Genomic DNA, 12,629 nt, shown 5'->3' with positions numbered 1-12,629 from the left:
AACAGAGGCTTCCGATAAAAAATCTCGTTCCACAACCAATTGGCCGATCTTGGCATGCAGCCGGGCAATCTCGGCATCATTACCCTGATGCTCGGTTTCCTTGCCCTTTGAAAAGCCTGACGCCATATTCTCAATCGCAGTTCGCTTCCAAGCGCTGATCATGTTGGGATGGACATCATACTTCTTCGACAGCTCTGAAAGCGTCAATTCTTCGCGGATTGCTTCAAGCGTAACCTTGGCCTTGAAGTCGGCAGAGTAGCGTTTTCTCTTCGTCATTTCGGATCGTCTTTCTGTTCAGGCGATCCACCTTAACACATGGTCCAAATGCCTGGGACCAGCTCTGGCTTTTTCGATTACTGCCATTGCGCATTCCACAACCGCGATAGATACGAACGTTGGCAAAACATTGACTTGAAGGCCATAGCGACAGAGGAAATATTAGGATCAGAAGCTAAATCTTTTGTGATCTCGGAGGAGTCGCTTAGTGTCCCTGATCGTAAAATTCCAGAAAAACTAGAGTTTCTGAAGAATTTGGGGCAGGCCAAAATAGTGATGTGTGTTCGCAGACAAGATAAATTTCTTCAGTCTCTGTACCTACAGTTCATAAAAGAAAATGGTCGAAAAATAAGCCAGACCTTCCAAGAGTTTATAAAGGACCCCAAAATAGTCAAGCTTGCAACGTTCGATGAAACGTTAGATTTTTGGGCTGGGGTATTCGGGAAAGAGAACATAATAGTTTTGGATTTTGATATATTGAAGGAAAGACAAAATTTTATATCTTCTATGGTTCAAATATTTGGAGTTGTCCCGAATTTTGAGTTTGCGGAAGTTCGCCAAAATCAAAGCATCTCTTATGAGAAAGCAGAAATTATTAGGCGCTTTTCTCAAATGTATCCGAGAGTAAATAGACATCGCTTGACGCATGCACTCAACAAATTAAACCTCGATCAAAATTTGGAGAGGTACGAGCCGCCACAGGTTTCCAGAATAGCTTCGCATTATAGGGCCTCCAATGAGCGGTTAAGAGAGCGATATGGTGTGGATCTCTTGGCTTATGGATCTCCGATGGACATGAGGATGAACAGGAAGGCGAATTTATCAGAAAACATTCAGTTTGAAAAAAGCATAAATCGAATATTTATGAGACTAGTTAAGGATGCGCACCAAGGCGGGAATTGGGATTTCATATAGAGGTAAAACTGAACCCAAAAGCAAACTTTTAAAAACATATTCTTCTAGGAAAGACTCATCCGTATTTCAGGCTGGTCAAGACTCTGCGGCCCTCTTCGCTCCAAAGCTGCTTAATGACTTCATCAGTCAGAAGGTCAAGAAACTGCCGCTTTGCTTCGTCCTCAGAGATCGGCTTGCATTCCAGCATCTCTTCAATGTCAGTGAAAAACATATCTCTGCCGGATGTGTCAGAGAGCCATTGATGAATTGGCTTGAACTTCTCAAACATGACTTGTCTTTGCTCTTGCCCCAAAAGCTCAACCTGCTTGGACGATAGCAAAGACATGTTGCAGGATAGGTCAATCAGCTTTTGGCGGATCGGCTCAGAGTGGCCTTGTCCAAGCTTTGCATTGACATCGCGGATAACGGCCAAGGCGCCTGGCGCGATGCTCTCATTCATCTTTTCAACGGGAATTAGACAGTCGCTTTGCACAGGGAGCTCCGCGAAAAAGTCTTCGACGGACCCGCCTTGTTGCAGCACTTCGCGATATGGACGAAGGATAATTTTACAGTCTTGAATTCGACTAATCCACGGTCTCACTACATCCAAATAGTTAAAATGTATGCCGTTATAATTTACACCATGTTTTAGGTTTTGCAACTTCACAGGAGTTTCTCCTGCGCGTATCGCTTGGCCATGCCATGCAACGACCTGCTCATCGGGACGACGAAGCGTACACCAGAGAGTAAAATCATCAGCAAGGCGTAAGGCTTTTCTGAGACGGTTAATTAGGTTTGGTGCAAGTCTCCCGAAATTTGACATGACCTCTGAACAGATAACAGAGACATCGGGTTGAACAGCCTCAAGCTGATTGTGCAGGCTCACTAAAATTTGGTTCGAATGCGGGATATTAGGATGGAAGGAGGGGACGCGCCAGTCTTTGACGTTATCAGTCATCATCCTGAAAGCAAGTGCATTATGTGCTTCTCGAATGTTCCAAGAAGGGATCTCTTTTGTATCTTTCCCCGACATGGCTTTTTTGAGTGCATAGGAAGCGCCTTGCGATTCAGTCCATGGATAATAAATGCCATGCTTCAGTAGCTGATATGAATTTTGAGAGAGAAAAGTTTGAAGAGAACTGGTTCCGGTTTTGTGGTGGCCAATATGACAAATAACACGCATTAATAATAACTCCCATTTGACCAACACATAATAAGTTTAAAATTAAAAAACAATAAGAAATGCAACCAAGCTGCCATAAGGTGGCTTTACTACGGCTGGTCTTTTAATCGGAGACACCCATGGAACTCGTAACTGACTGGCGGCGCGTTGTCGCAACATCTCTTTCTTTCTGGATGCAAGTGATTGGGCTGCTCCTGATGATCGTCCCAGAAATCTGGTATGCTGCAACAGGGCAGGACTATAACCCCGCTGTGGCTTGGTGGCTTGGAGTTCTGTTTCTGGTCGCGGGTCTTGCTGGTCGTCTCTATCAACAGAAACTTTCGGTAGTGCGTGAATGGATGCGCATTGCCGGCATTGTCTTGATCGTCTTTCTACTTGCCCTCCTGTTGGCTGGGCGCGTCCTTGCCGCTCCTGTCAGCGAAAAGGACACACTGGCCGTGGCCGTGCCTTTCATCGCCCAGGAGGAAGGAGAGCGGCTTGTTGCCTACAAGGATATTGTCGGTGTTTGGACGATCTGTAGTGGCTCAACGCGGGGTGTTTATCCAGGCATGCGCAGGACGGTGACTGAATGTCGGGATCTGCTAAGGGCAGAAGTGGCGGAATACCGCTCCAAGCTTCATCGATACTTCACGGACACGACCAAAGCAAGGCGCCTCACTTCCAAGCGAGATACGGCCTATGTGAGCCTTGCTTATAATGCCGGTGTTTATGCGATCGGACGCAGCACTGCGACACGCCGATTGAATGCCGGCAACATCAAGGGCGGGTGTCAGGCGCTAACCTGGTGGAATAAGGCTGGCGGCCGTGTCATTCGCGGATTGGTCAGTCGTCGAACGCGAGAAAAAGCATATTGCATGGATGGGCTGTGATGACCTGGATCCTTTCTCTCTTCTCAAACTGGCGTGTGATCCTGGCATGCGCTGGATTTGCTTTTCTCCTTGCCTCCCACACCTTCGCTTATTGGAAGGGGCACTGGATCGCTTCTCAGGCCTGTCAGACAGCAGCCCTGGAAGCAGAGAATGCAAATCTCAAGCGAGACATAGAGATCAATAAGAAAGCGCTGGAAACCGCCGTACAGCGAGCACAGGTGCGAGATGCTCAAGCTATCACCCTCGAACAGAAGGTTGAGGACTATGAAGCCCAATTGGAAGATGCTGGCACTTGTGTTCTTTCTGCTGCCGATGCTCAGCGCTTGCAAGAAATCAGATAAGCCACTTGATCCATCCTTGCCGGTGTTGCCTGCAGATCTAGCCACGCTTTGCAAGGATCCGGGTGTAAGGGCAGGGCGCGACGTGCGTGTGGAGCTCGCTACACAAAGGAAGTTTCTGGCCCTTTGCAGCAATCGCCACCGCGACACAGTCAAATTCTACAATCAAGTAAGAGCTCTATACGAAGAGGAAGTCATCAAATGAGCGCGACCGATACCAACATGGAAGCCTGGCGCATAGATCGCCGCGTTCCTTTGCCACTGCTGCTCGCTCTAGCTCTTCAGGCCATGGCCGCTGTTTGGTGGGCTGCCAGTCTTGAGGGGCGTATGGTGGCGATTGAAGCCAAGTATGATCAGCTGATCAAGCAGTCTCAACAGGTTTTATCCCAAGACCGTCGCGTGACAATTTTGGAGACAAAAATCGATAGTCTTTCACAGGACATAAAGGATCTGAAAAATCTAATTGAAAACCGATACAGACAACCTTAAAAGGGGCTTCAATCTCAAAAAGTCTCATATGAGACATGAGACCATATAATTCAGGTCTCACGAAGAGATTGAAAAGAACAGAAAGTTAAGTAATATCAAAAAGATGGCCCCTTAGCTCAGTTGGATAGAGCAGCTGACTTCTAATCAGCAGGTCGCAGGTTCGAATCCTGCAGGGGTCACCACTTCTTTTCCCATGGTCATTCTGCCGTGATGCTGCATTCATGCGCCTTGGGGCATGCGTACACCATTGCCGGATTATCAAATAGACATTCAATTTCTTTATGGTGTCCCTTGTTTATCGAGGCCGCAATCAATAGCATTGCGAAAAATTTGGGACCGATTTGGAAAAGAGAAAGAATGATGAAACTGTCTACTGCCACAACCATTTTAATCATGTCGACATCCGCAGCTTTTGCAGATTGTTCTGAAGTGACATTTTCGGATGTGGGCTGGACAGACATTACGGCAACAACGGCAACAACGGCAACAGTGTTGCAGGCCCTTGGCTATAAAACAGAGACCCGTATGCTCTCCTTGCCTGTTACCTATATTTCGCTGGAGGAAAGCAAGGTAGACGTCTTTTTGGGTACTTGGCTCCCCACGATGGAAGCTGACATCAAGCCCTATCAAGAAAAGGGGACAGTGGATACCGTTCGCGCCAACCTAGAGGGCGCGAAATATACGCTCGCCACCAACGAAGCCGGAGCAAAGTTGGGCATTACGAGTTTTGACAGCATTGCCGAACATGGCGACGCGTTGAAGGATACGATCTACGGTATCGAACCGGGTAATGACGGCAACCGTCTGATCATGTCCATGATCGAGAAGAATGCCTTTGATCTTGGCGATTTCAAACTGCGCGAAAGCTCCGAACAGGGCATGCTCAGTCAGGTTCAGCGCCTTTCCAAGCGCGATAAGCCGGTCGTTTTCCTCGGCTGGGAGCCTCATCCGATGAACTCAAGCTTCAAGCTCACCTATCTAAGCGGAGGCGATGACTATTTCGGAGAAAATTACGGCGGCGCAACAGTTTACACCAACACCCGTGCAGGTTATGTCAAAGAATGCCCCAATGTGGGCAAACTGCTGAACAATCTCGAATTCTCCCTGAAAATGGAGAATGAGATTATGGGCTATATTCTGGATGACGGCATCAAGCCGGAAGAAGCCGCAAAGATTTGGTTGAAAGACAATCCTTCCGTTTTGGATCAATGGCTTGATGGTGTAAAAACACGCGAAGGCGAAAACGCTTTGCCAGCAGCCAAGGATTCTCTGGGGCTGTAATCTCGCAAGCGACGGGTCGCGTGCACAACGGGGCCTCGTCAAATGAAAGATACGCTGAGACATGAGCGCATCAAGACATAAGGAATGCCAGCTTTGGAATGGCTCTATTCCCACAAGATCCCCGTAGGGGATTGGGCAAGCGCAATCTTTGAATGGATTCGCTGGAATCTGGAAGGCGCCCTTGATGCAATGAGCATAACCATCGAGAATATCATCGATGGCATACTATGGTTACTGCACACCCCGCATCCACTCATCATCATTGCCGTGTTCGTTGCCATTACGTGGATTTTGCAACGCAGCTGGAAGACTTGCCTGCTTGTTGGTGTCGGATTTCTCTTTATCCTCAATCAGGGCTACTGGCGCGAGACCACCGAAAGCCTGACGCTTGTCCTCTCGTCTTGCGCCGTGTGTATGGCGCTCGGAGTACCCGTCGGCATTGCTGCGGCCCATCGGCCGCGCCTTTATGCTGTTATGCGCCCGATCCTTGATTTGATGCAAACCCTTCCGACCTTCGTTTATCTCATTCCCGCTATCGTTTTTTTTGGCATCGGTATGGTGCCGGGGCTGATCGCGACGGTGGTGTTCGTTTTGCCAGCCCCGATCCGTTTGACCCAATTGGGCATTTCGTCGACCCCGCCCACGCTCGTTGAAGCCGTGAAAGCGTTTGGAGGCACGAAGAAAGATGTACTGTTAAAGGCCGAATTGCCTTATGCGATGCCGCAAATCATGACAGGTCTCAACCAGACCATCATGCTCGCCTTGTCGATGGTGGTGATCTCGGCACTTGTTGGAGCGGATGGGCTCGGTGTACCGGTGGTTCGGGCGCTCAATCAGGTCAATACGAGCCTCGGCTTTGAGAGCGGCTTTGTCATCGTCGTTGTCGCGATCATCCTTGATCGCATTTTGAACAGGAAGCGCGAAAATTGACCACCGCCATTAAACTGGATCAGGTTTCAATCGTCTTCGGAGACGACCCGGAAACCGCCTTGCCATTTATGGATAAGGAATGGGACCGCGCTGCTATTCAGGAAAAGACCAATCAACTCATGGCCGTGCGTGATTGTTCTCTGGAAGTCGAGGAGGGCGAAATCTTCGTGCTGATGGGGCTTTCCGGCTCTGGCAAGTCCACTCTTTTGCGCGCTGTCAATGGCCTCAACCCGGTGATACGCGGCGCAGTCCATGTCAACAATGGCAATGCGCTGCTTGATGTCACCAAAGCATCCGCAATGCAGTTGCGTAAAATCAGGCGCAATCGCGTCGCCATGGTGTTTCAGCAATTTGCTCTTCTACCTTGGCGGACGGTAGCCGAGAATGTCGGGCTTGGCCTTGAATTGGCCGGCATGCCCAAACGCCACCGGCGGGAAGCCGTGTTGGAACAGCTGGCCCTCGTCGGCTTGGAAAACTGGGCTGACAATCAGGTCAGCGAGCTATCCGGCGGTATGCAGCAGCGGGTAGGGCTCGCACGAGCCTTTGCTACACAAGCCCCGATCCTGCTGATGGATGAACCATTCTCCGCCCTTGATCCGCTGATCCGTTGCAAGCTGCAGGATGAGTTGCTCGACCTGCAGCAAAAGTTAAAGCGTACGATCCTGTTTGTCAGTCATGATCTGGATGAAGCCTTTAAGCTTGGCAACCGGATTGCCATCATGGAAGGGGGCCTCATAAAGCAGATCGGCACGCCACAAACGATTTTTTCCAAACCAGCCGATGCTTATGTTTCGGACTTTGTTGCCAACATGAATCCCCTGGGCGTTCTCAGGGTGAGTGACGGCATGGTCAAGGCCAGCCGGAGCAGCTATGAAATGACAATCGCCCACGATACGCTTCTGTCGGAAAGCCTGGATCATCTGGTTACCACACAAACTCCTTTGGGGGTTACTCGGGACGGAGAAATCATCGGCGAGCTATCCTCTCGCAACGCATTGCAGCTTCTCTCGGGACACCTGTCCGAAGATAGCAACTAAAGCGCTGCCTGATCTACGATTGTATTTCTCCGCTTTCTATCGCTATGATGAAGAACCATGAATCCATTTGAGGTTTGATGCAATGAAGAGCCGCAGCTTTGCCGTTATTGGCCTTGGCACATTTGGCAGCACAGTCGCCAGCGAGTTGGCCAATTTTGGCAATCATGTGCTGGGCATCGATGTGAACGAACAGAATGTAGCCCGTCTAGCTGATACGCTGAGTGAAGCCATCATTGCAGACGGCAAGGATGAAGCAGCTCTGAAAGAAGCTGGACTGGCCGACTATGATGTTGCGATTATTGCCATCGGCGAAGACCTGGAAGCCAACATCCTATGCACCATGAACATCAAACTTCTCGGCGTGGAAACCATATGGGTGAAGGCCCTCAACAAAACCCACCACAGAATTCTATCGCGCCTCGGGGCGGACCGCGTCATTCTGCCTGAACAGGAAGTCGGTCAGCATATTGCGCAAATGCTCCACAATCCGCAGGTGCGTGATTATGTCAGCCTTGGCAATGGTTTCCATGTGGTCGACTTTAAGGTTCCCGAAGTACTGGATGGCAAATCCATATCAGATCCGGACTGGTTTAACCACGGAGAGTTGCGCGTACTCGGGTTCATGCGGGAAAGCCAATATTTTTCAGGCGAAAACCAACAGGCAACCCTCAAAGAAGGCGACAAGCTGCTTCTGCTGGGCAAACGCGCCAACTTGAGACAGTTTGGAGACACTCTGCGTGCCCGGAGCTGACAATCATGGTCGTATCGCACAGTAAACGCAAAGCGACGCAATTGCCGCCACCGTTGGTGCTCGTCCTGCTTTATGCCTCCCTCATCGTAGCTGGAACCATCGGCCTCAAGCTGCCCGTCGCGACGGTGGCGCCCATTGGCTGGTCTGATGCGATATTTACCGCCACGTCAGCGGTCACAGTCACAGGTCTTGCCGTGCTCGATACGGGCAGGGACTTCACGATCTATGGCCAGATCATTATCTGCAGCATGATCCAGCTAGGTGGATTGGGCTTGATGACATTTGCGGTCCTCATCCTTTCCATGCTCGGCCTTCCCATAGGCTTTTCCAATCGCATCTATTTACGAGAAGACCTCAATCAGACCTCGGCAACTGATCTCATGGCCCTGACAAAGGTCATCATACGCATAGTGCTTCTATGTGAGTTGGTCGGCGCACTTGTTCTCTCCATTGTCTTCATTCCAGATCTGGGCGTGGCTCAAGGGGCATGGAGTGCGGTGTTCCACTCGGTTTCCGCCTTCAACAATGCCGGTTTCTCACTCTATTCTGATAGCCTCAGTCAATGGGCGGGGAATCCGTTGCTGAACCTGACAATCATACTGCTCTTTGTAATTGGCGGACTGGGCTTTACGGTTATTGCAGATGTCTGGCAGCTGCGCTCATGGCGCAAATACTCACTGCACACCAAGCTGATGCTCTTTGGCACTGCTATTCTGCTCGTATTCTCAACTCTGGCATTCACCTTGATGGAGTGGAACAATCCCGAGACACTGGGTGGAATGAATTGGGGAACCAAGCTTGTTGTCAGTCTGTTTCAGGCGGCAACCCCTAGAACGGCGGGCTTTAACACCGTCGACATGGCCTCCCTTAATGACAGCACCACTCTGATGTTCATGATCCTGATGGTGATAGGCTCCGGCAGTACGTCCACCGGTGGAGGGATCAAGGTCACGACTTTCATCGTGCTCTTGTTGGCTACCATCGCCTTCTTCAAGCGCCAAACAGCCATCGACATTTTCGGACGCAGGCTCGGCGCCGATCAAATCATGAAGGTTCTGGCGCTGGCCATGGTGTCACTTGCCCTGATTATATCGAGCATGTTTGTGATGCTTGTGTTCCACGAAGGGAACTTTCTGGATATCGCCTTTGAAACCGTATCTGCATTCGGAACGGTAGGTCTTTCCAGAGGCGTCACTGGTGATCTTGACCAGATCGGCCGCACCATCATCATGTTCATTATGTTTGTTGGGCGCGTTGGTCCTCTGACGATCGGGTTCGTGCTAGCGACCCAAAAATCAAAACGGATTTCCTACCCATCCGGCACTGTCTATCTGGGATAGTCAATGCAAATTGATAGTCTAGGCCTATCGATTTCTTATCGTTAGCAACAGACCGTCAAGCTTAGATAAAGACCTGATTGCTATTCACTGGTCGCTCAAGGAAGGTGAACATGGGTCTCGTCTTGCCAAATTTGGGCGTATCGAGATCGAGCCTTTTGTGCATGATGCTATCGATATCGGCCGCCGTGAAGGGCTTTTTCAGGAAACCGGTGATGCCAACAAAGGCGGCAGACCGCTCCAGATGATCGGTGTCGCTCGTCGACATCATATAGATGCCAATGCGCTCCGAAACACTGCGGATCATGCCCGCAAGCTCCAACCCGTCAACATCCGGCATATGAAAATCTGTCAGAATAAGGTTAGGGCGCTCGGCGACGATTGCCTGTAGTGCGGTACGGGCACTGTCTGCTTCTATGACTTCAAAGCCGAACCGGCTTTTCCCAAGGATCTTCTTCGTCAGTTTTCGCATCGTAGCAGAATCGTCAACAACGAGAATGCGATAGGTCTGTGTCATGACGATATAAGTCATGAAAACATCAGCAGCATCCTGCGCTTTGAACGGCTTCTGCATAAAATGATAAGCGCCAAATTCCTTCAGAACGGCTTCAGACTTTTCATCCATTCGTCCAGAGATGGCGATGGTCAAGCATTCTTTGGAAACCGTATTCGGTAATTCGGAAACAAGCTGTGGACCGGTCAGGCCCGGCATATGGATATCGATAAAGGCGACATCGATCTTTTTAGACTTCAGAACCTTTAGCGCTTCCGCGCCATCCGCCACAAAGGTGACGTCCAGATAATGATCATTCTTGAAAGCCAGAATGCCGCGTCGAATAACATCGCGCGTAATCGCGCTATCATCGGCAACAAGCACCCGAAGCATCTTGTGAAGAACATGGGGTTCTTGCTGAACCTTTTTCGGAGAAATCATATCATTTCGCTCTAGCGCAAAAAATATTGGTAAATAGGAAGGGCCAGTAGGTTGGCTGAGTGCTTTTGACATAAAAAACAAAAATTACTATTTCATGACCACAATTGTTCCGGTTTAGATAAAAAGATCATACCACACCCTACTAGGTTTTGAGTTACGCAATCAAAACAAGCACAATATTTAGTGTAAAGCATTGAATTTTATGGAATAATTTTCTATAAATAGTCGGAATAGGCCCAAACCAAACCACCATTGAGTGCTAAATATATTTATACATCCCTGTCCATATTCCAAAATTTCCTACACGCAATTCGCCTCATTTTTCATAATCGGCACCCCTCACAGCCACGCTTCTTCGAACGCGAGAGCACCCGAATTTCATATATTGTAATTGTTGGGCAGAGGGGACATGTCATACCAAGCTTTTTCATCCCGAATGGGCAAGAGCTCTGTCCAACCCACTCGAAATCCGCTAAACAACAAACACCAGTCCCATTTATACGCTGGAGCTGAATAGCATTCTAGGAGACATCCATGTCAGATTTTGGCCCATTTTCTGTCGATCCAAACAGTCCTCCCGGCTATCAGACCACGGGTCCGCAAAAGCCTGAAGCGGACTGGATCACATCCTTAAGCGATTCCATCGAGCATCATCTGTCATCGCTTTGCTCTTCGCGCACCAAGGCCTTCATAGCACTGATGCTTTTTGCGCTTGTTTGTTTTCTGCCCGGCTTCAATTCCATTCCGCCAGTTGATCGTGATGAAGCCCGCTTCGCTCAGGCCTCAAAACAGATGATGGAAACCGGAGACTATGTCGACATCCGCTTTCAGGATGAGACACGCTACAAAAAGCCGGTCGGCATCTATTGGCTGCAAGTGGCCAGCGTCAAGGCGACGGGACAGGACTGGGACGCCCCGATTTGGGCCTACCGCATCCCGTCACTTGCCGGAGCCATGCTCAGCGTTGGCTTGACCTTCCTTGTCGGCATGCGCATGGGATCTGTGCGCAGCGGCTTTCTCGCCGGCCTTGGTATGGCCGCAGCCATATTGCTGGGTGTCGAAGCGCGGCTGGCCAAAACGGACGCCATGCTGCTCGCCACAATTCTGGCCGTGCAGTGGCTCCTTTGGGAAATGTATGATCTGCGGAGTGGCTTGAGCAAAGGGAAGGGCGCCTTACTCTGGGTCGCTCTTGCCTTCGGCGTTTTGATCAAAGGACCGATCATCCTGATGGTCAGCATCATGACCATAATCATTCTTTCCATTCGGGAGCGATCTGTTGGTTGGCTGAAGGGCTCTGGCTGGAAATATGGCCTCCCGCTGTTCCTTGTCATAACCATTCCGTGGTTTCTGGCAATCGGCATCAAAACCGATTGGGCCTTCTACATGGATTCCATCGGCAAGGACATGATGGCCAAGGTCGCTTCCGGCAAAGAATCCCATGGCGCTCCTCCGGGCACCTATCTTGCGGCCAGCATCGGCACTTTCTGGCCTATCTCCGTCTTTTTCATTTTGTCCGTCGTCTGGATTTGGAAACAACGGGCGCAGCGGACGGTATTCTTTGCTCTGGCGTGGCTCTTGCCTACCTGGATCATTTTCGAACTCGTTCCGACAAAGCTGCCACACTATGTGTTGCCCGCAATGCCTGCGCTTGCCATTCTTATGGCAGAAGCGCTTGAGGCCCGCGCTACCAGTTGGGCGAGCCTGTGGGGACGTATTGTCTCCCTACTCATTCCCATTGTCGCAGTCATTCTGGGGCTGGGTGCTCCCATCGGTCTGATTTTCATTGAAGGGATCATCAACCCCGCTGCCTTCGGTCTTGGACTTGTGGCGGCCGGTCTTGGGTTGCTCAGCTATGCCGTGTTGACACGCGGCCGCGTAATGGCTGCCTTCACACTTGCGTGCCTTACAGCGCCTGTTCTGTATCTCTCGCTGCATGGAACCATTTTCCCTCAATTGCGTTCTGTCTGGATATCAAACCAGCTGCAGGAAAGCGTCAATATGGTCAAGCCTTGCGAGAGCGTTGAAGTGGCCAGTGCGGGCTATAGCGAGCCGAGCCTTGTCTTCCTCATCGGAACAGACACATTGCTGACCAATGGCAAAGGTGCTGCCGACTTCGTAAAGGAAGCGGGATGTCGCCTCGCAATTGTTGAACAGCAGCAACAACCTGCCTTCCTCGAGGCGTTGGGGGATAGAAGAGGAGACTTTGAACAAGCAGCAACCGTTGAGGGCTATAAACTCAATGGTGGCAAATGGCAGAGTTTCGGCCTCTATCGCTATAAGATGTAAGAAAAGCAAGGATTGAGACGAAAA

At 50.1% G+C, this 12,629-nt stretch carries 13 protein-coding genes and 1 tRNA gene; 11 read left to right on the top strand and 3 right to left on the bottom strand.

Going from position 1 to position 12,629, the window contains the following annotated elements:
- A partial coding sequence (locus BM258_RS15560; RefSeq protein ID WP_139229285.1) for a transposase occupies positions 1–276 on the bottom strand: 276 nt, incomplete at its 3' end.
- A 39-nt stretch (positions 277–315) separates the two neighbouring features.
- Here BM258_RS15560 and BM258_RS15555 point away from each other — a divergent pair.
- Positions 316–1,191, top strand: a complete 876-nt coding sequence (locus BM258_RS15555; RefSeq protein ID WP_090073792.1) for a hypothetical protein — start codon at positions 316–318, stop codon at positions 1,189–1,191.
- Between the two features lie 55 nt (positions 1,192–1,246).
- On the opposite strand, the gene BM258_RS15550 is transcribed toward BM258_RS15555, so the two are convergent.
- Entirely contained in the window at positions 1,247–2,353 is a 1,107-nt protein-coding gene (locus BM258_RS15550; protein ID WP_139229292.1) for a hypothetical protein, read from the bottom strand.
- A 119-nt stretch (positions 2,354–2,472) separates the two neighbouring features.
- Between BM258_RS15550 and BM258_RS15545 the strand changes: the two genes are divergently transcribed.
- The 9 genes from BM258_RS15545 (at position 2,473) to BM258_RS15505 (ending at position 9,388) form a co-directional block, all read left to right on the top strand.
- Positions 2,473–3,222, top strand: a complete 750-nt coding sequence (locus BM258_RS15545) for a lysozyme (protein ID WP_090073789.1) — start codon at positions 2,473–2,475, stop codon at positions 3,220–3,222.
- Entirely contained in the window at positions 3,222–3,563 is a 342-nt protein-coding gene (locus BM258_RS15540; protein ID WP_090073788.1) for a hypothetical protein, read from the top strand. The genes BM258_RS15545 and BM258_RS15540 overlap by 1 nt, the downstream gene beginning before the upstream one ends.
- 198 nt (positions 3,564–3,761) lie before the next feature.
- Entirely contained in the window at positions 3,762–4,049 is a 288-nt protein-coding gene (locus BM258_RS15535; protein ID WP_090073785.1) for a hypothetical protein, read from the top strand.
- A gap of 105 nt (positions 4,050–4,154) precedes the next feature.
- Positions 4,155–4,231: transfer RNA gene (locus BM258_RS15530), tRNA-Arg, on the top strand.
- Positions 4,232–4,406: 175 nt separating this feature from the next.
- Positions 4,407–5,330 carry a choline ABC transporter substrate-binding protein gene (choX, locus tag BM258_RS15525; protein WP_210186770.1) on the top strand — a complete coding sequence of 308 codons (924 nt, stop codon included), beginning with the start codon at positions 4,407–4,409 and terminating at the stop codon, positions 5,328–5,330.
- 93 nt (positions 5,331–5,423) lie between these two features.
- Entirely contained in the window at positions 5,424–6,260 is an 837-nt protein-coding gene (gene choW, locus BM258_RS15520; protein WP_090073837.1) for a choline ABC transporter permease subunit, read from the top strand.
- Positions 6,257–7,297 (top strand): quaternary amine ABC transporter ATP-binding protein, encoded by a 1,041-nt coding sequence (locus BM258_RS15515; protein ID WP_244544721.1) that lies wholly within the window; start codon positions 6,257–6,259, stop codon positions 7,295–7,297. Before choW ends, BM258_RS15515 begins: the two co-directional genes overlap by 4 nt.
- 82 nt (positions 7,298–7,379) lie before the next feature.
- Positions 7,380–8,048, top strand: coding sequence for a potassium channel family protein (locus tag BM258_RS15510; RefSeq protein WP_090073783.1), 669 nt, complete (start codon positions 7,380–7,382; stop codon positions 8,046–8,048).
- A 5-nt stretch (positions 8,049–8,053) separates the two neighbouring features.
- Positions 8,054–9,388, top strand: a complete 1,335-nt coding sequence (locus tag BM258_RS15505; RefSeq protein WP_175528094.1) for a TrkH family potassium uptake protein — start codon at positions 8,054–8,056, stop codon at positions 9,386–9,388.
- 61 nt (positions 9,389–9,449) lie between these two features.
- Here BM258_RS15505 and BM258_RS15500 read toward each other — a convergent pair whose 3' ends face one another.
- A complete protein-coding gene (locus tag BM258_RS15500) occupies positions 9,450–10,319 on the bottom strand; it encodes a response regulator (RefSeq protein WP_210186769.1) in 870 nt (289 codons plus the stop codon).
- Between the two features lie 534 nt (positions 10,320–10,853).
- Between BM258_RS15500 and BM258_RS15495 the strand changes: the two genes are divergently transcribed.
- Positions 10,854–12,605 (top strand): ArnT family glycosyltransferase, encoded by a 1,752-nt coding sequence (locus tag BM258_RS15495; protein WP_090073781.1) that lies wholly within the window; start codon positions 10,854–10,856, stop codon positions 12,603–12,605.
- Positions 12,606–12,629 lie beyond the last annotated feature (24 nt).

Origin of the sequence: Cohaesibacter marisflavi (genome assembly GCF_900115225.1) — a bacterium.
Lineage (GTDB): Bacteria > Pseudomonadota > Alphaproteobacteria > Rhizobiales > Cohaesibacteraceae > Cohaesibacter > Cohaesibacter marisflavi.
The sequence above is the reverse complement of the archived record's forward strand: the minus strand, read 5'-3'. Positions and strand labels throughout refer to the sequence as shown.